Here is an 18,880-nt window from a genome sequence, read left to right on the forward strand (position 1 = left end):
TGGGCGGCGTATGTTGCTTTGAGGTGAAGAACAGCTTTTCCCCGTGGCAAGGGCAGAGTGCCATCCTCTGCACCAGGCGTATTGACGCAACTCCGGGGTGCCGCCTTTGGTCCTGACGTGGTTAACTTTCGGTCCGGCCGTGTCTCAGCGTGCCGGGACGAGTTCCGTCAAGGTCCCGAATCATGCAGGCACTTACTGGTCAGATCGCGATGCCAGGGGGAGGGGGGCGCCCGGGATGGAGGAGATCACCCGCCACGCAGTCTGCGGCAGTGACACTATCCTGAAACAGGGCGCAGATCTGACTGCGTCAGGCCAACGGGGTCCTGCGTAAGGCGAGCGCATGTTTTGCAATGGCAGAACTCGATCGCCGGTTCAGGTAATGGTTGGGCTCTTCATTGATGCCTGTGCGCGCAGGATCGTCGGTTGGCGAGCCAGTATCTCTCAGCAACCCCTCACAGGATCGCCCGTACCTGTGGCGTTCACCCGCGCGACCTTCGCGAGCCAATCAGAAGCATCCCACGAACCGAGGCAGAGGCACAGCCTCTGTGCAGCTCCGGCAACTGAAGCCATGGCCGCGTCACCAATCGCAGTCGGCCTTCGGCAAACCCGCCGCGGTTACACCCGCCCAGGCCGGTCAATCGCAGCAAGCGTGCGACGCCGGCAGTGGTATGGCCGAGTGCGGGGCCAGGTGAGATGCCAAACGGAGCCTTCAGGGTGAGCCAGGGCCGGAATGCGGTATCGCTGTAATCGTGCAGTCGGGTGCGCTTCACAGATCGGACGCCAGACAGGCACCACGGGGTGCGGCGTGAAAAAAAGCCGGCCCGTCATCGGGCCGGCTTTGAGAGTAAGGAGAAAACCCTGCGCCGGAGCGACCCGCGGATCTTTGGGGACCGGGATCGGAATGCTCAGGATGCGCCGTGTTATCTGAGCAAGGCGTAGCAACAGCCGGGCAGCATCTTCGTAGTTACGTCTCAGGCGCTCTCAGACAGGGAGGTCAATAGCCGCTTTTACGGATCAGGAGGTTCAGACGCTTGGTCAGCTCTTCTGAATTACCGACGATGCTCATGTCTGAGCAGACCTGATAGGCGATATAGCTTGCCTGATCGCGCGGCATTTTCGGGCGAACTTCCTGAATGAAATCAATAAAAGCTGTATGGGTCTCGTTGATGATAGCCCAGTGCGGCATCGGGCCGCGATTGCAGGGCTGATCGAAAACCCGGGAATTTTGTGCGACTGCGGGAACAGCAAGGCAGGCGACCGCGGCCGCAACTGTCACGATTTTGTACATTCTGGCACTCCGGTCTCTGGATAGATGTCCGCGAGACTCTTGCGCTCTGGAAGGGAGTGAGTCCAGCAAATTGCTGGTAAATTCATGCTTTCAACGTGGAAACTAACTGGCGCGTGAACGGAAACGGCCAGCGCGCAGGCTATGAAGCCGGGGATCTCAGGTGGTTTGCCCTGCCTGCCGGGGCACGTTTGCCCGTGGAACAGGAGGGCTGAGCCCCACTGCACAACCTTGCGGATGATTGTGGCGCAGATGTGTCATTGTCTGGGCGAGTTTCGGACAGGGCAAGACGTCACTGGCGCAGCGGCGTACCCGTCGCGCAGAATGAAATTCCCCAACCTGTCGCGGATTGCCGGCAGAATGACTTGAATTTCCGGCTCCGGGCCAGTATCTCGGCGCGAATGGCCGCCAGGACCGGAGCTTTCAAAAGCTTTCTGACCGGGGCGGTTTTGGGAATTATCTCGGGATACCGCAGTCATGGCGACGACCAATCCTCTTCAGTTCCTTCAGCAGGTTCGCGGCGAAGTGGGCAAGATCCACTGGCCGAAGCGCCGTGAGGTGGTGCTGACGACGATCATGGTCTTCATCCTCTCGGCGCTGGCGGCGACCTTTTTCAGCCTTACGGATCTGGCGATCCGCTGGGGGCTGGAGCTGATCATCGGCGTCTGACCGGGGATGGGCGGGCGGCCCGGACGGGCCGCCGGGCAGGCCGGTACGCCGGTTAGGACTTGATCGGGGCGGCGTGAGCGGATATTCCGCGCCGACGTCTCGGTCACGGGCGCGCATCGATTCGGGGTGCGCGCTGTTTTTTGTTCGGAGCGGCGGGCAGATCGGCAGTTTGCAGATCGGGTCGGCAACAGGAATTCGGGAGGCAATCCTCCCAGGCAGTCAGAAGGTGGAAGCGAGACCATGGCAAAACGCTGGTATTCGGTGAGCGTCCTCTCGAACTTCGAGAAGAAGGTTGCCGAGCAGATCCGGACCGCCGTGGACGAAGCGGCCCTGCAGGAAGAAATCGACGAGATCCTCGTGCCCACCGAAGAGGTGATCGAGGTGCGTCGCGGCAAGAAGGTGACGTCTGAACGTCGCATCATGCCCGGCTATGTGCTGGTACATATGGAAATGACCTCGCGCGGGTATCACCTGATATCGTCGATCAACCGCGTCACCGGCTTCCTTGGCCCTCAGGGCAAGCCGATGCCGATGCGGGATGCCGAGGTTGCCGGGATGCAAAGCAACAGCGCCCAGAAGGGCGAAGTCGCGCCGAGGAACCTGATCCGGTTCGATATCGGCGAGAAGGTCAAGGTTACCGACGGGCCGTTCGACGGCTTTGAAGGGATGGTCGAAGAGGTGGATGAGGCGGAAAGCCGTCTCAAGGTCTCGGTTTCGATCTTCGGCCGGGCAACCCCGGTCGAGCTGGAATTCACTCAGGTCGTGAAGTTCTGACCTTCGGGTCCTGAGTGTATCGCGCGGAAGGCGAGCGCTTGTTTCAGAGGGCTGAACCAGGTGACGGACCGGACCGCTAAACGCGCCTCCATGAGGGCGGCGCCGTGAAAAGGAGAAGGCCAGATGGCCAAGAAGATTATGGGCAGCCTCAAGCTGCAGGTGAAAGCACAACAGGCGAACCCGTCGCCGCCCGTCGGCCCGGCTCTGGGTCAGCGCGGTCTGAACATCATGATGTTCGTCAAGGAATTCAACGCGAAATCCGCTGACTTCCCGCCGGGAACCCCGATCCCGACCATCATCACCTATTACCAGGACAAGTCGTTCAGCCTCGAGCTGAAGACGCCCCCGGCCGCTTTCCTCGTGAAAGAAGCCGCTGGCCTGAAACCGGTCGGCAAGCGTAACCGCACCAAAGGGTCGGACAAGCCGGGCCGCACCGTGGCCGGTACGATCACCGCAGCACAGCTGCGCAAGATCGCAGAGACCAAGATGAAAGATCTCAACGCCAATTCCGTGGAAGCGGCGATGAACATCATCCTGGGCTCGGCCCGGTCCTGCGGCATCGAAGTGAAGGGCTGATCGACATGGCAAAGCTCGCAAAACGTGTGAAGAAGGCGCAAGAGGCTTTCGCTGGCAAGGATCTGCTGGCTGTTGAAGCCGCGGTCGCGCTGATCAAATCGGCTGCTTCGGCGAAATTCGACGAAACGCTGGAAATCGCGATGAACCTGGGCGTCGACCCGCGTCACGCAGACCAGATGGTCCGCGGCGTGGTTCAGCTGCCGAACGGCACCGGCAAAACCGTGCGCGTCGCAGTTTTCGCCCGTGGCGCCAAGGCTGATGAAGCCAAAGCTGCCGGTGCGGAAATCGTCGGTGCAGAAGACCTGCTGGAGAAAATCCAGGGCGGCATGCTCGATTTCGATCGCTGCATCGCAACCCCGGACATGATGCCGCTGGTTGGCCGTCTCGGTAAGGTTCTCGGCCCGCGCAACCTGATGCCGAACCCGAAAGTCGGCACGGTGACGATGGATGTCGCAACCGCTGTGACCAATGCGAAAGGCGGCGAAGTCCAGTTCAAAGTCGAAAAGGCCGGCGTGATCCATGCAGGTATCGGCAAGGTCTCGTTCACCGAAGAGAAGCTGGCTGAAAACGTCCGCGCCTTCGTTGACGCTGTGACCAAAGCCCGCCCGGCTGGCGCCAAGGGCACCTATGTGAAGAAAGTTTCGCTTTCCTCGACCATGGGCCCGGGCGTCTCGCTCGACCTCGCGACCACCGCTTAAGCTTGAACTGGCGCGAATACTGAATGCAAAGCCGCTGCTCGTTCCGGGTGGCGGCTTTCCCCATTCTTGTGCTCCGTATCAGGCTGATTGCGGAAGCCTCCGGCGGGGATATTTGGAGACAGATGAAATCGGCATTCATCTGTCCTTAAATATCCCGGGGGTAAGCGGCGCAGCCGCGAGGGGGCAGGGCCCCCTTCTTCCGCTCGCCGCAGGCGGGATGGCAGAAAGCCTGCCACACCATCTTGGCTTCGCAGTCACAACAAGGTAGAGACAGCATCTGTTGGGGCTGCGTGATTCGTCACTCAGCCCCAACACGCTTTGTCCGAGAAGGCTGGTGGTGCGCAAACGCCTTAATTTCCGGCCTGAGATGGAGTTCGGGACGATTTTTTCCGGGGCTTGCCTCGGGTGATTTTGGCTCTCGGGACGACATCATGGACCCGAATGCTCTGGTCGCGAGGCCCGGGCTGACTTGAGCCGGGGGAAACCCCAAACTTGGAGTGAAACTGTGGATAGAGCCCAGAAAGAGAAATTGGTCGAGGATCTCGGCCAGATCTTTGAAAGCTCTGGCGTCGTAGTGGTTGCCCATTACGAAGGCATGACGGTTAAACAGATGCAGGATCTCCGCGCGCGCATGCGTGTCGTGGGTGGGTCCGTTCGCGTTGCCAAGAACACGCTCGCCAAAATCGCCCTTGAGGGGAAAGCCATCGCCAAGATGGGTGACCTGCTTACGGGTATGACTGTGCTGACCTTCTCGGAAGATCCCGTGGCTGCGGCCAAGGTCTCTGAGAGCTATGCCAAGGATAACGAGCGTTTCGTGATCCTCGGCGGCGCTATGGGTGGCACGGTTCTGGACCCTGTCGGTGTCAAAGCCGTCGCATCGCTGCCGTCGCGCGAAGAGCTGCTTGCTCAGATCGCGTCGATGATCGGTGCGCCTGCTTCGAACATCGCCGGTGCCATTGGCGCGCCTGCTTCGAACATCGCTGGTATCCTGTCGACCATCGAGGACAAAGCCGCGGCCTGAGGCCCCGGCATTGCCCAATGTCTTTCGTAGGGTTGATCAACATCGCGTTGGACCCCATCTTAACTGAACGGAATGTGAAAAATGGCTGATCTTAAAGCTCTCGCCGAACAAATCGTTGGCCTGACCCTCCTGCAAGCTCAGGAACTGAAGACCATCCTGAAAGACGAATACGGCATCGAGCCGGCTGCTGGCGGCGCTGTTGTCGTGGCTGGCCCGGCTGCTGCAGCTGAAGCCGTCGAAGAGAAAACCGAATTCGACGTCGTCCTCGTCGAAGCCGGCGCAAACAAAATCAACGTCATCAAAGAAGTCCGCGGCATCACCGGCCTGGGCCTCGTTGAAGCGAAAAACCTCGTTGAAGCCGGCGGCAAAGTCAAAGAAGGCGCTGCCAAAGCTGACGCAGAGGAAATCAAGAAGAAGCTTGAAGCTGCTGGCGCCAAAGTCGAGCTCAAGTAATCTGGCTTGCGGGTTGCCCCGCAGCTTTGATTTTCAGGCAGGGGGCGGAGCAATCCGCCTCCTGCCATTCGCGTCCTGAAAGGGGATTTTACGAAATCCTCTCTCCGGGTGCGGTATCGGTTCGGGAGCCGTCTGACGGGACAGATGGCAGGTATGGAACCGGATATCCCCTCTCGCCAGTTGGCGTGTGCCTGTGCCCCGACGGGTCGCGCGCCGGCGAAACGATGAAAGGTGACCACGAACATGGCGCAAGCTTATGTTGGCCAGAAGCGTATCCGCCGCTATTACGGCAAGATCCGCGAAGTCCTCGAGATGCCGAACCTTATCGAGGTTCAGAAATCCTCCTATGATCTCTTCCTCAATTCGGGTGACGGCGAAAAGCCGCATGACGACGAGGGCATCCAGGGCACGTTCCAGTCGGTCTTCCCGATCAAGGATTTCAACGAGACCGCTGTTCTCGAATTCGTCCGTTACGAGCTGGAGAAGCCGAAATACGACGTCGATGAATGTATGCAGCGCGACCTGACCTATGCGGCGCCGCTGAAGGTGACGCTGCGCCTGATCGTGTTCGATATCGACGAGACCACCGGCAATAAGTCGGTGAAAGACATCAAGGAACAAGACGTCTATATGGGCGATATGCCCCTGATGACGCCGAACGGTACGTTCATCGTGAATGGCACCGAGCGCGTGATCGTCAGCCAGATGCACCGCTCCCCGGGCGTGTTCTTCGACCATGACAAGGGCAAGACCCATTCCTCGGGCAAGCTGCTGTTTGCCTGCCGGATCATTCCTTATCGCGGTTCCTGGCTGGATTTCGAATTCGACGCCAAGGATATCGTCTTTGCCCGCATCGACCGCCGCCGCAAACTGCCGGTGACGACGCTGCTTTACGCGCTTGGTCTCGACCAGGACGCGATCATGAAGGCCTATTACGACACGGTCACCTTCAAATATGTGAAGAACAAGGGCTGGGTCACGCGCTTCTTCCCGGAACGCGTCCGTGGCACCCGTCCGACCTATGACCTTGTCGATGCTGCGACCGGCGAAGTGATCCTGAAAGCGGGTGAGAAAGTCACGCCGCGCATGGTCAAGAAATGGCTGGACGAGGGCGAAGTTACCGAGCTTCTGGTGCCGTTCGACCATATCATGGGCCGCTTTGTCGCCAATGACATCGTGGATGAGGAAAACGGCGCGATCTGGGCCGAGGCCGGCGATGAGCTGACCTGGGAACTGGACCGGGACGGCGAAGTCAAGGGCGGCACGGTGAAAACCCTGCTCGACCAGGGCGTGACCGAGATCCCGGTGCTCGACATCGACAATATCAATGTCGGTCCCTATATGCGCAACACCATGGCCGCCGATAAGAACTGGGGCCGTGATACCGCGCTGATGGATATCTATCGCGTGATGCGTCCGGGTGAGCCGCCGACTGTTGAAGCGGCGTCGAGCCTCTTTGACACGCTGTTCTTCGACAAAGACCGTTATGATCTCTCGGCTGTTGGCCGGGTGAAAATGAACATGCGTCTTGATGTCGACAAGCCCGACACCCAGCGGACGCTGGACCGTGACGATATCATCAAGTGCATCAAGGCACTGGTTGAGCTCCGCGACGGCAAGGGCGAGATCGACGATATCGACCACCTCGGCAACCGCCGGGTACGCTCGGTCGGCGAGCTGATGGAAAATCAGTATCGCGTCGGTCTGCTCCGCATGGAGCGCGCGATCAAAGAGCGTATGTCCTCGGTCGAGATCGACACGATCATGCCGCAGGATCTGATCAACGCGAAACCGGCGGCAGCAGCTGTCCGCGAATTCTTCGGCTCGTCGCAGCTGTCGCAGTTCATGGACCAGACCAACCCGCTGTCGGAAGTCACCCATAAGCGCCGTCTCTCGGCTCTTGGGCCGGGCGGTCTGACGCGCGAGCGCGCAGGCTTCGAGGTTCGCGACGTTCACCCGACCCATTATGGCCGGATGTGCCCGATTGAAACGCCGGAAGGTCAGAACATCGGTCTGATCAACTCGCTGGCAACCTTTGCCCGCGTGAACAAGTATGGCTTCATCGAGACCCCGTATCGCAAGGTGATCGACAACAAGGTGACTGATGAAGTCGTCTATATGTCGGCAACCGAAGAGATGCGGCACACCGTTGCGCAGGCCAACGCATCGCAGGATGCGGAAGGTCACTTTACCGACGACCTGATTTCGTCGCGTAAGGGCGGCGAATTCATGCTGAACCCGCCGGATGCTGTCGATCTGATCGACGTTTCGCCGAAACAGCTGGTCTCGGTCGCGGCATCGCTGATCCCGTTCCTTGAAAATGACGACGCCAACCGCGCTCTGATGGGCTCGAACATGCAACGTCAGGCAGTTCCGCTCTTGCAATCCGACGCGCCTTTCGTGGGCACGGGGATCGAGGCCGTGGTTGCGCGCGACTCCGGGGCTGCCATCATGGCGCGCCGTTCGGGCGTGATTGACCAGGTCGACGCACAGCGTATCGTTATCCGTGCGACCGAACTCCTGGAGCCGGGCGAGCCGGGCGTCGACATCTACCGTCTGCGCAAGTTCAAGCGTTCGAACCAGTCGTCCTGCATCAACCAGCGTCCGCTGGTGAAGGTGGGCGACCGGGTGACCCGTGGCGAGGTGGTGGCTGACGGCCCCTGCACCGATATGGGTGAACTGGCGCTTGGCCGGAACGTGATCGTGGCCTTCATGCCCTGGAACGGGTATAACTATGAGGACTCGATCCTGATTTCCGAGCGGATCCTCAAGGATGACGTCTTCACCTCGATCCATATCGAGGAATATGAAGTCGCCGCCCGCGACACCAAGCTTGGGCCGGAAGAGATCACCCGCGACATCCCGAACGTCGGTGAGGAAGCTCTGCGCAACCTCGACGAAGCGGGCATCGTTTATATCGGTGCAGAAGTGCAGCCGGGCGATATCCTTGTCGGCAAGATCACCCCGAAGGGCGAAAGCCCGATGACGCCGGAAGAGAAACTTCTGCGCGCCATCTTCGGTGAAAAAGCGTCTGACGTGCGCGATACCTCGCTGCGTCTGCCGCCGGGTGCCTATGGTACCATCGTCGAAGTGCGGGTCTTCAACCGTCACGGCGTCGACAAGGACGAACGTGCGCTGCAGATCGAGCGTGAGGAAGTCGAACGCCTCGCCCGCGACCGCGACGACGAAATGACAATCCTGGAGCGCAATATCTATTCGCGCCTCAAGGCCCTGATCATTGGCCGCGAAGCTGTCAAAGGCCCGAAAGGCGTCCGCGCCGGTTCGACCATTGACGAAGAACTCCTCGGCACTCTGAGCCGTGGCCAGTGGTGGCAGCTTGCTGTCGCCGAAGAGGCCCAGGCGAAAGAGATCGAGGCGCTTCACGACCAGTACGAGTCCCAGAAACGCGCTCTGACCGCACGTTTCGAAGATAAGGTCGAGAAGGTCCGTCGCGGTGACGATCTGCCTCCGGGCGTGATGAAGATGGTCAAGGTCTTCGTGGCGGTGAAGCGCAAGCTGCAGCCGGGCGATAAGATGGCCGGTCGTCACGGCAACAAGGGTGTTATCTCGAAGGTGGTCCCGCAAGAGGATATGCCCTTCCTGGCTGACGGCACCCCGGTTGACCTCGTGCTGAACCCGCTCGGCGTGCCGTCGCGGATGAACGTCGGGCAGATCCTCGAGACGCATATGGGCTGGGCCGCGCGCGGTCTGGGTCTGCGCATCGATGACGCGCTGCAGGACTTCCGCCGCTCGGGTGACCTGACCCCGGTCAAGGAAGCCATGCGTTTCGCTTACGGCGACGAGACCTATGACGAAGCCTTTGGTGAGGCCTCGGACGAAGACCTGATCGAGAGCGCCCGCACGGTCACCCGTGGTGTGCCGATCGCGACCCCGGTCTTCGACGGTGCCAAGGAAGCGGATGTGAACGACGCGCTGCGCCGTGCCGGTTTCGACACTTCGGGTCAGTCGGATGTCTTTGACGGCCGTTCGGGCGAGAAGTTCCAGCGCAAGGTCACCGTGGGCGTGAAATACATGCTCAAATTGCACCACCTGGTCGATGACAAACTGCACGCGCGTTCGACCGGTCCGTATTCGCTTGTCACGCAGCAGCCGCTGGGTGGTAAGGCGCAGTTCGGTGGTCAGCGTCTCGGGGAGATGGAGGTCTGGGCTCTGGAAGCTTATGGCGCCGCCTATACCCTGCAGGAGATGCTGACGGTGAAGTCGGATGACGTTGCAGGCCGGACCAAGGTCTATGAATCGATCGTCAAGGGCGAGGACAACTTCGAGGCCGGTGTGCCTGAGAGCTTCAACGTTCTCGTGAAGGAAGTCCGCGGCCTCGGCCTGAACATGGAACTCCTGGATGCGGAAGAGGAGTGACCGGAATTTTAAGGAAAATTCCGGGCCGGTTTCTGGAAAGAAACCGGCGCCACCCCTCTGACCGCAACCTCCTGATTGGGAAGATCAAATGAACCAGGAACTGACGAACAATCCGTTCAACCCGGTCGCGCCGGTCAAGACCTTTGACGAGATCAAGGTCTCGCTGGCCTCGCCGGAGCGTATTCTCTCGTGGTCCTACGGCGAGATCAAAAAGCCGGAAACCATCAACTACCGGACTTTTAAGCCCGAGCGCGACGGTCTGTTCTGCGCCCGGATTTTCGGGCCGATCAAAGACTATGAATGCCTTTGCGGCAAATATAAGCGGATGAAGTATCGCGGCGTTGTCTGCGAGAAATGCGGCGTCGAAGTCACGCTGCAAAAGGTCCGCCGTGAGCGCATGGGCCATATCGAGCTGGCCGCACCCGTTGCGCATATCTGGTTCCTGAAGTCGCTTCCGTCCCGGATCGGCCTCATGCTGGACATGACGCTGCGGGATCTGGAACGCATCCTCTACTTCGAAAACTATGTCGTTATCGAGCCGGGTCTGACCGATCTGACATATGGCCAGCTGATGACCGAGGATGAGTATCTCGACGCTCAGGACCAGTATGGCGCTGACGCTTTCACCGCGAATATCGGTGCTGAGGCGATCCGCGAAATGCTGGCCGCGATCGATCTGGGCCAGCTGGCCGAGACCCTTCGCGAAGAGCTGAAGGAAGCCACCGGTGAACTGAAGCCCAAGAAGATCATCAAGCGTCTGAAGATCGTCGAAAGCTTCTACGAATCCGGCAACCGCCCGGAATGGATGATCCTGACCGTGCTTCCGGTGATCCCGCCGGAACTGCGTCCGCTCGTCCCGCTGGATGGTGGCCGTTTCGCGACCTCGGATCTGAACGACCTCTATCGCCGCGTCATCAACCGGAACAACCGGCTGAAGCGCCTGATCGAACTGCGGGCGCCCGACATCATCGTCCGCAACGAAAAGCGGATGCTGCAGGAAGCCGTCGACGCGCTGTTCGACAACGGCCGTCGTGGCCGCGTGATCACCGGGACCAACAAGCGCCCGCTGAAATCGCTGTCGGACATGCTGAAAGGTAAGCAGGGCCGCTTCCGTCAGAACTTGCTCGGTAAGCGCGTCGACTTCTCGGGCCGTTCGGTCATTGTGACCGGGCCGGAACTGAAGCTGCACCAATGCGGTCTGCCGAAGAAGATGGCGCTCGAACTCTTCAAGCCCTTCATCTATTCGCGCCTTGAAGCCAAAGGGCTTTCGAGCACCGTGAAACAGGCGAAAAAGCTCGTTGAGAAAGAGCGTCCGGAGGTCTGGGATATCCTTGATGAGGTTATCCGCGAGCACCCGGTCCTTCTGAACCGCGCGCCGACGCTGCACCGTCTGGGCATCCAGGCGTTCGAGCCGATCCTGATTGAAGGCAAGGCGATCCAGCTGCACCCGCTGGTCTGTTCGGCCTTCAACGCCGACTTCGACGGCGACCAGATGGCTGTTCACGTTCCCCTCTCGCTGGAAGCCCAGCTTGAGGCCCGCGTTCTCATGATGTCGACGAACAACGTTCTGTCGCCCGCCAACGGCGCGCCGATCATTGTTCCGTCGCAGGATATGGTTCTCGGGATCTATTACGTGACCATGCAGCGCGAAGGCATGAAGGGCGAGGGCGGTCTTTACCGCGATATCGACGAAGTCGAACACGCCCTTGCCGCCGGCGAACTGCATCTGCATGCCAAAATCACCGCCCGCCTCAAACAGGTCGATGAGGAAGGCAATATCGTCTGGAAGCGGTATGAGACGACGCCCGGCCGTCTGCGTCTGGGCAATATCCTGCCGCAAAACGCCAAGGCACCGTTTGAACTGGTGAACCGTCTTCTGCGTAAGAAAGATGTGCAGACCGTCATCGACACCGTCTACCGCTACTGCGGTCAGAAAGAGTCGGTGATCTTCTGTGACCAGATCATGGGTCTCGGCTTCCGCGAGGCGTTCAAAGCCGGCATCTCTTTCGGCAAGGACGACATGGTCATCGCCGACAACAAATGGGACATCGTCAATGCGACGAAGGCCCTGGTTGCCGATTTTGAACAGCAGTATCTCGACGGCCTGATCACTCAGGGCGAGAAATACAACAAAGTCGTCGACGCCTGGTCGAAGTGCAACGACAAGGTGACCGAGGGCATGATGTCCACGATCTCGGCCACCAAATACGACGACAATGGCGCCGAGAAGGAACCGAACTCGGTCTATATGATGGCCCACTCCGGTGCCCGGGGTTCGGTCACGCAGATGAAGCAGCTGGGTGGGATGCGCGGCCTGATGGCCAAGCCGAACGGCGAGATCATCGAGACGCCGATCATCTCGAACTTCAAGGAAGGTCTGACCGTTCTTGAATACTTCAACTCGACCCACGGCGCCCGGAAGGGTCTGTCGGATACCGCTCTGAAGACGGCGAACTCGGGTTATCTGACCCGCCGTCTGGTTGACGTGGCGCAGGATTGCATCGTTCGCGTGCATGATTGCGGCACCGAAAACTCGATCACTGCTTCGGCAGCCGTCAAGGAAGGCCAGGAAACCGCTCCGCTCTCGGAACGGGTGCTGGGCCGTGTCGTGGCGGAAGACATCATGATCCCGGGCACCGATGAGGTGCTGATTGCCAAGGGTGAACTGATCGACGAGCGCAAGGCAGATCTGGTCGGCAAGTATAACGTACCTGTCGCCCGCATCCGCAGCCCGCTGACCTGTGAGGCCGAGGAAGGCGTCTGCGCCCAGTGCTATGGTCGCGACCTTGCCCGCGGTACTCAGGTGAATATCGGTGAAGCGGTCGGCATCATCGCCGCCCAGTCCATCGGTGAGCCGGGCACGCAGCTGACGATGCGGACCTTCCACATCGGCGGTGTTGCGCAAGGCGGCCAGCAGTCGTTCCTTGAAGCAAGCCAAGAGGGCAAGATCGAGTTCCGCAACGCGAACCTCCTCCTGAACGTCGCAGGCGAGCAGGTGGTGATCGGCCGGAACATGTCCATCGCGATCATCGACGCCAATGGCGACGAGCGCGCGGTGCACAAGCTGACCTATGGCGCCAAACTTCACGTGAAGGATGGCGAAGAGGTCAAGCGTGGCCATAAGCTGTTCGAATGGGACCCCTTCAACCTGCTGATCGTGGCTGAAAAGGCCGGTGTGGCGCGGTTCAAGGACCTGATCAACGGCATCTCGGTTCGCGAAGACACCGATGACGCAACCGGCATGACGCAGAAGATCGTGTCTGACTGGCGTGCGGCACCGCGCGGCTCGGATCTCAAGCCCGAGATCCTGGTGGTGAACCCGGAAACGGGCGAACCGGTGCGCGGCGACAGCGGCAACCCGATCCAGTATGCGATGTCGGTGGATGCGGTTCTCTCGATCGAAGACGGTCAGGAACTGCGCCCGGGCGATATCGTGGCGCGTATTCCGCGCGAAGGCACCAAGACGAAGGACATCACCGGGGGTCTTCCCCGCGTGGCGGAACTCTTCGAGGCGCGTCGCCCGAAAGATCACGCAATCATCGCGGAAGCCGATGGTTATGTGCGCTTTGGCAAGGACTACAAGAACAAGCGCCGCATCACGGTCGAGCCGGTGGACGAGACCCTTCAGTCGATGGAATATATGGTGCCCAAGGGCAAACATATCCCTGTCCAGGAAGGCGATTTCGTCCAGAAGGGCGACTATATCATGGACGGGAACCCCGCGCCGCATGACATCCTGCGCATCATGGGTGTCGAAGCGCTGGCAAACTACATGATCGACGAGGTCCAGGACGTCTATCGTCTGCAGGGCGTGAAGATCAACGACAAGCATATCGAGGTTATCGTGCGGCAGATGCTGCAGAAACTCGAAGTGCTGGATTCGGGGGATACCACGCTGCTGAAAGGCGAGCAGGTCGAGCGCCAGGAGCTGGAGGAAGAAAACCTCAAAGCCCGTGGCCGCGGTCTGCGCGAGGCGAAAGCCGAGCCGGTTCTGCTGGGGATCACCAAGGCGTCGCTGCAGACCCGCAGCTTCATCTCGGCGGCTTCCTTCCAGGAAACGACCCGCGTCCTTACCGAGGCGTCCGTTCAGGGCAAGCGCGACAAGCTGCAGGGCCTGAAAGAGAACGTCATCGTGGGCCGTCTGATCCCGGCCGGCACCGGTGGGGCCACGCGCCGCGTGAAGTCCATCGCGTCCGAGCGCGACTCGACGGTGATCGAGGCACGCCGCAGCGAGGCGGAAACCGCCGCAGCTCTGGCCGCTCCGATCCCGGCTGCGCAGCCTGATCTGGCCAGCGTGATCGTCGACGATCTGGAAAGCCGGGATTGATCCCCGGCTCACTGGCCCCCGGGCCGGTGAAGTGATCTCTGGCCCCGCCCGGACAACCGGGCGGGGCCTTTTCTGTCTCCACCCCCCGGGCACTGAACCGGAGCAAGACCGGACATCCCGTATTGGCAGGGCCTGACCCTTCGCGTTGCCCGATTGTGGGCCGTGCCAAATGTCAGGAGTTCCCGGCTTTCCGTATGTGGAACGCGCCGCCGGGGGCTGATATAGCTGCGCTGACCCCGGTTGATCCGGGCATGTTCATGTTTCCCCGAATTGTCGCATCGCGGGCTTTCATTCCCGGCCAGACCGCCAGCCTCATTGCGCCGGTGCCGCGCCGGTGCAGAGCTGAGCACCGGCCCCTGGCAGCCATGATCCGGGCCGATATAAAGCGGAGGGGTCCGCATCCTGCCCTTCCAAAACGAGCTGAAACCTGACAGAGGGCAGGGCGAGCAGAATTGAGGCGCCCGACATCATGCCAGTGAGTGACAAGACGCGCGGTATTGCCCTGATGTTGCTGGCCATGCTCGCCTTCGCGATCAATGACACGATCATCAAGCTTTTGCTGGCCGATATGCCCTTGCCGCAGGCGATGGTGGTGCGCGGCGTGCCGGCCTGCACCATGCTGGGGCTTCTTGCCTGGCGGGCGGGGGCCTTCTCACACCTGCCGAAGGGGAGGGACCGCAAATTCCTGATCCTGCGCAGCTTTGGCGAAGTGGCGGGAACGCTGACCTTCCTTGGCGCTCTGACGCATATGCAACTGGCCAATGTCACAGCCATCCTGCAATCGGTGCCGCTGGCCGCGACGGCGGCGGCTGCCCTGTTTCTGGGCGAAAAGGTCGGCTGGCGTCGCGCGCTTGCAGTGGCCATCGGCTTCATCGGGGTGCTGATCGTGATCCGCCCGGGCGAGGACGGGCTGGATCCCTGGGCGTTCCTGGTGCTACTGTCGGTGGCTTGTGTGGTCTGCCGTGATCTGATCACACGGCAGATCAGTCGCGATGTGCCGGCGGCGCTGGTCGGGCTTGGCGCGGCGATCATGGTATTGACGCTGAGCATCGTCTGGTCGGCCTTTGTGCCATGGCAGCCGGTGACGCCGCGCCATCTGCTGCTGGCGCTTGTCGGCGGGTTCTTTATGACGATGGCATTCGTCTCGCTGGTGGGCGCTTTGCAATCCGGTGATGTCAGCATGACAGCGCCCTTGCGGTACAGCCAGCTCTTATGGGCGACGCTGCTCGGCTGGCTGGTCTTTGACCATCTGCCTGATATTGTGACCCTTGCAGGGGCGGCGCTGATCGTGGCCTCCGGGGTCTTTACCATCCTGCGTGAGGCCCGGCGCAACAGGTGAATTCTGCCCGGTTCCTTTGGCCCGGGCGCCTGTGCCACGGGCGGGGGCGCAGTTGACACCAGGGCCGATTCCACCTATAGCCCGCTCACCCTTGCGGGGCTGCCATGTGCCGCCAGGGTCAGAGCGTCCTGAAATTCAGGGCCGGACCCCGTCCGATCCTCTGCAGAAATACCCGCGTCATCCACCTTATCGGCGGATGAATGCGGTTTTTGTGTTTTGCGATTCGCGCAATGCACTCGAGAAGCGGCGCACCATAAGGCATAGGGTGCGAGTATCGAAACGAGGAACGTGAATGCCGACGATTCAACAGCTTATCCGGAAACCCCGGGAAGATAAGCCGAGCAAGTCCAAGTCCCAGCACCTGGAATCCTGCCCGCAAAAGCGTGGGGTTTGTACCCGCGTTTACACCACGACCCCGAAGAAGCCTAACTCCGCTATGCGGAAAGTGGCCAAGGTTCGCCTGACGAACGGCTTCGAAGTCATCTCCTACATCCCCGGCGAAAAGCACAACCTGCAAGAGCACAGCGTTGTTCTGATCCGCGGCGGCCGCGTCAAAGACCTTCCGGGTGTCCGTTACCACATCCTCCGGGGTGTTCTGGATACCCAGGGCGTCAAAGACCGTCGTCAGCGTCGTTCGAAGTACGGCGCCAAGCGTCCGAAGTGATCCAGGAGAGGTAGAGAGACATGTCCCGTCGTCACGCCGCAGAGAAGCGCGAAATTCTCCCGGACGCCAAATATGGCGACCGCGTTCTGACCAAATTCATGAACAACCTGATGCTGGATGGCAAGAAGTCGGTCGCCGAGTCGATCGTCTATGGTGCCCTGACCCGCGTCGAAGGCCGCCTGAAGCGCTCGCCGATCGAAGCCTTCCACGAAGCGCTCGACAATGTGAAGCCTTCGGTCGAAGTCCGGTCGCGCCGCGTTGGTGGTGCAACCTACCAGGTTCCGGTCGAAGTCCGCACCGAGCGCCGCGAAGCGCTCGCGATCCGCTGGCTGATCATCGCTGCCCGCAAGCGCAACGAGAACACCATGGAAGAGCGTCTGGCAGCTGAGCTGTCCGATGCCGTCAATGGCCGCGGCACTGCCGTGAAAAAGCGCGAAGACACCCACAAGATGGCCGACGCGAACAAAGCGTTCAGCCATTACCGCTGGTAAGGGGGCCAAATGGCACGCGACTATCCGCTTAATCTCTATCGTAACTTCGGCATCATGGCCCACATCGATGCCGGCAAGACGACCACGACCGAGCGTATTCTTTTCTATACCGGCAAGAACCACAAAATGGGCGAGACGCATGATGGCGCCTCGACCATGGACTGGATGGAACAGGAGCAGGAACGGGGGATCACCATCACCTCGGCTGCCACCACCACCTTCTGGGAAAAGACCTACGACGGCACCGCGGCGACCTCGCCGAAGCACCGCTTCAACATCATCGATACCCCCGGCCACGTTGACTTCACCATTGAAGTCGAACGTTCGCTGGCTGTTCTTGATGGCGCGGTCTGCCTTCTCGACGGTAACGCCGGTGTGGAGCCGCAAACCGAAACGGTGTGGCGTCAGGCCGACCGTTACGGCGTGCCGCGCATCGTGTTCGTCAACAAGATGGACAAGATCGGCGCTGACTTCCAGAAGTGCCTCGACATGATCAAGGACCGCACCGGCGCAACCACCGCGCCGATCGCGTTCCCGATTGGTGCCGAAGACCATCTGGAAGGTATCGTTGATCTCGTCACGATGGAAGAATGGGTCTGGGAAGGCGACGATGTCGGCGCATCCTGGGCGCACCGTCCGATCCGTGACGACCTGAAAAAAGAAGCCGAGACCCGTCGCGCGACCCTCGTCGAGCTTGCGGTCGAGCAGGACGATGCTGCGATGGAAGCTTACCTCGAAGGCAAAGAGCCTTCGCAGGACGAGCTGCGCGCGCTGATCCGCAAGGGCACCCTGTCGATGGCATTCGTGCCGGTTCTGGGCGGTTCTGCGTTCAAAAACAAAGGCGTGCAGGCTCTGCTGAACGCTGTTGTCGATTATCTGCCTTCGCCGCTGGACGTGAAACCCTATATGGGCTTCGCACCGGGCGACGAGACCGAGACCCGCAACATCCAGCGTACCGCAGACGATGCCCAGCCCTTCTCGGGTCTGGCGTTCAAGATCATGAACGACCCCTTCGTCGGCTCGCTGACCTTCACCCGTCTCTATTCGGGCGTGATGAAAAAAGGCGACAGCCTGCTCAATTCGACCAAAGGTCGCAAAGAGCGCGTTGGCCGTATGATGATGATGCACGCCATCGAGCGTGAGGAAATCACCGAAGCCTTCGCTGGCGACATCATCGCGCTTGGCGGTCTGAAAGAGACCACCACCGGCGATACGCTCTGCGATCCGGCAAACCCGGTCGTTCTGGAAACCATGACCTTCCCGGTCCCGGTTATCGAGATCGCCGTCGAGCCGAAAACCAAGGCTGACCAGGAAAAGATGGGCATCGCTCTTGCCCGTCTGGCTGCCGAAGACCCCTCCTTCCGGGTTGAGACCGATCAGGAATCGGGCCAGACCATCATGAAGGGCATGGGCGAACTTCACCTCGACATCCTCGTCGACCGTATGCGTCGCGAATTCAAGGTCGAGGCGAATATCGGTGCGCCGCAGGTGGCTTATCGTGAGACGATCTCGCAGCAGCATGAGATCGACTACACGCATAAGAAACAGACCGGTGGTACGGGTCAGTTCGCACGCGTCAAGCTGGTGATCACGCCGACCGAGCCTGGCGAAGGCTACTCCTTCGAGTCGAAAATCGTTGGTGGTGCGGTTCCGAAGGAATACATCCCCGGCGTCGAAAAAGGCATCAAATCCGTCATGGATTCGGGCCCGCTGGCAGGCTTCCCGGTGATCGACTTCAAAGTCGCTCTCATCGACGGTGCTTTCCACGACGTCGACTCCTCGGTTCTCGCCTTCGAAATCGCAGCGCGTGCAGCAATGCGTGACGGTCTGAAAAAAGCCGGCGCGAAACTGCTTGAGCCGGTGATGAAAGTCGAAGTGGTGACCCCGGAAGAATATACCGGCGGCATCATCGGCGATCTGACCTCGCGTCGCGGCATGGTTCAGGGGCAAGACACCCGGGGCAATGCAAACGTGATCAACGCGATGGTCCCGCTGGCGAATATGTTCGGCTATATCAACAACCTGCGTTCCATGTCTTCGGGCCGCGCGGTGTTCTCGATGGAATTCCACCATTATGACGCCGTGCCGGAAAACCTGAGCCAGGAAATCCAGAAGAAACACGCCTGATCCGGCGGGAGGGCGTCCGCGCCCTCCACCCCCCAAATGCCGCGAAACTCGCGGAGCAAGAATTTGAAGGAGTTGCCAA

The 18,880-nt window shown here is 60.4% G+C and carries 13 protein-coding genes; 12 read left to right on the forward strand and 1 reads right to left on the reverse strand.

The window, feature by feature from the left end; genetic code table 11:
* Positions 1 to 994: 994 nt before the first annotated feature.
* Entirely contained in the window at positions 995 to 1,288 is a 294-nt protein-coding gene (locus M3484_RS20965) for a hypothetical protein (protein WP_092895869.1), read from the reverse strand.
* A 474-nt stretch (positions 1,289 to 1,762) separates the two neighbouring features.
* Here M3484_RS20965 and secE point away from each other — a divergent pair, with 474 nt between their 5' ends.
* From secE to fusA, 12 genes are all read left to right on the forward strand, one after another.
* The gene (gene secE, locus M3484_RS20970; protein WP_092895871.1) at positions 1,763 to 1,954 is read left to right on the forward strand and encodes a preprotein translocase subunit SecE; all 192 of its coding nucleotides are present in this window, start codon (positions 1,763 to 1,765) and stop codon (positions 1,952 to 1,954) included.
* 240 nt (positions 1,955 to 2,194) lie between these two features.
* On the forward strand, positions 2,195 to 2,728 hold the full coding sequence (nusG, locus tag M3484_RS20975; RefSeq protein ID WP_092895873.1) for a transcription termination/antitermination protein NusG: 534 nt from the start codon (positions 2,195 to 2,197) through the stop codon (positions 2,726 to 2,728).
* A 123-nt stretch (positions 2,729 to 2,851) separates the two neighbouring features.
* Entirely contained in the window at positions 2,852 to 3,304 is a 453-nt protein-coding gene (rplK, locus tag M3484_RS20980; RefSeq protein WP_092895875.1) for a 50S ribosomal protein L11, read from the forward strand.
* Between the two features lie 5 nt (positions 3,305 to 3,309).
* Positions 3,310 to 4,002: a 50S ribosomal protein L1 gene (gene rplA, locus M3484_RS20985; RefSeq protein ID WP_092895877.1), complete on the forward strand. Its 693-nt coding sequence runs from the start codon at positions 3,310 to 3,312 to the stop codon at positions 4,000 to 4,002.
* Positions 4,003 to 4,507: 505 nt separating this feature from the next.
* Positions 4,508 to 5,023 (forward strand): 50S ribosomal protein L10, encoded by a 516-nt coding sequence (rplJ, locus tag M3484_RS20990; protein ID WP_092895879.1) that lies wholly within the window; start codon positions 4,508 to 4,510, stop codon positions 5,021 to 5,023.
* A gap of 81 nt (positions 5,024 to 5,104) precedes the next feature.
* A complete protein-coding gene (gene rplL / locus M3484_RS20995) occupies positions 5,105 to 5,476 on the forward strand; it encodes a 50S ribosomal protein L7/L12 (protein ID WP_092895881.1) in 372 nt (123 codons plus the stop codon).
* Between the two features lie 243 nt (positions 5,477 to 5,719).
* Positions 5,720 to 9,853, forward strand: coding sequence for a DNA-directed RNA polymerase subunit beta (gene rpoB / locus M3484_RS21000; protein WP_092895883.1), 4,134 nt, complete (start codon positions 5,720 to 5,722; stop codon positions 9,851 to 9,853).
* 88 nt (positions 9,854 to 9,941) lie between these two features.
* Complete coding sequence (rpoC, locus tag M3484_RS21005; protein ID WP_092895885.1) at positions 9,942 to 14,180, forward strand: DNA-directed RNA polymerase subunit beta'; 4,239 nt, start codon at positions 9,942 to 9,944, stop codon at positions 14,178 to 14,180.
* A gap of 469 nt (positions 14,181 to 14,649) precedes the next feature.
* A complete protein-coding gene (locus tag M3484_RS21010; RefSeq protein ID WP_249499102.1) occupies positions 14,650 to 15,519 on the forward strand; it encodes a DMT family transporter in 870 nt (289 codons plus the stop codon).
* A 292-nt stretch (positions 15,520 to 15,811) separates the two neighbouring features.
* Complete coding sequence (gene rpsL, locus M3484_RS21015; RefSeq protein WP_092895889.1) at positions 15,812 to 16,183, forward strand: 30S ribosomal protein S12; 372 nt, start codon at positions 15,812 to 15,814, stop codon at positions 16,181 to 16,183.
* 20 nt (positions 16,184 to 16,203) lie between these two features.
* A complete protein-coding gene (gene rpsG / locus M3484_RS21020; protein WP_092895891.1) occupies positions 16,204 to 16,674 on the forward strand; it encodes a 30S ribosomal protein S7 in 471 nt (156 codons plus the stop codon).
* A 9-nt stretch (positions 16,675 to 16,683) separates the two neighbouring features.
* Complete coding sequence (gene fusA / locus M3484_RS21025) at positions 16,684 to 18,801, forward strand: elongation factor G (protein ID WP_249499103.1); 2,118 nt, start codon at positions 16,684 to 16,686, stop codon at positions 18,799 to 18,801.
* Positions 18,802 to 18,880: the final 79 nt, after the last annotated feature.

Source organism: Pseudomonas sp. GX19020, from assembly GCF_023371075.1.
GTDB lineage: Bacteria > Pseudomonadota > Alphaproteobacteria > Rhodobacterales > Rhodobacteraceae > Pseudogemmobacter.

What these genes read in the sequence shown, in the direction of transcription:
- M3484_RS20965 (WP_092895869.1), bottom strand. Translation starts at nt 1,288, where the DNA reads ATGTACAAAATCGTGACAGTTGCGGCCGCGGTCGCCTGCCTTGCTGTT.
- secE (WP_092895871.1), top strand. Translation starts at nt 1,763, where the DNA reads ATGGCGACGACCAATCCTCTTCAGTTCCTTCAGCAGGTTCGCGGCGAA.
- nusG (WP_092895873.1), top strand. Translation starts at nt 2,195, where the DNA reads ATGGCAAAACGCTGGTATTCGGTGAGCGTCCTCTCGAACTTCGAGAAG.
- rplK (WP_092895875.1), top strand. Translation starts at nt 2,852, where the DNA reads ATGGCCAAGAAGATTATGGGCAGCCTCAAGCTGCAGGTGAAAGCACAA.
- rplA (WP_092895877.1), top strand. Translation starts at nt 3,310, where the DNA reads ATGGCAAAGCTCGCAAAACGTGTGAAGAAGGCGCAAGAGGCTTTCGCT.
- rplL (WP_092895881.1), top strand. Translation starts at nt 5,105, where the DNA reads ATGGCTGATCTTAAAGCTCTCGCCGAACAAATCGTTGGCCTGACCCTC.
- rpoB (WP_092895883.1), top strand. Translation starts at nt 5,720, where the DNA reads ATGGCGCAAGCTTATGTTGGCCAGAAGCGTATCCGCCGCTATTACGGC.
- rpoC (WP_092895885.1), top strand. Translation starts at nt 9,942, where the DNA reads ATGAACCAGGAACTGACGAACAATCCGTTCAACCCGGTCGCGCCGGTC.
- M3484_RS21010 (WP_249499102.1), top strand. Translation starts at nt 14,650, where the DNA reads ATGCCAGTGAGTGACAAGACGCGCGGTATTGCCCTGATGTTGCTGGCC.
- rpsL (WP_092895889.1), top strand. Translation starts at nt 15,812, where the DNA reads ATGCCGACGATTCAACAGCTTATCCGGAAACCCCGGGAAGATAAGCCG.
- rpsG (WP_092895891.1), top strand. Translation starts at nt 16,204, where the DNA reads ATGTCCCGTCGTCACGCCGCAGAGAAGCGCGAAATTCTCCCGGACGCC.
- fusA (WP_249499103.1), top strand. Translation starts at nt 16,684, where the DNA reads ATGGCACGCGACTATCCGCTTAATCTCTATCGTAACTTCGGCATCATG.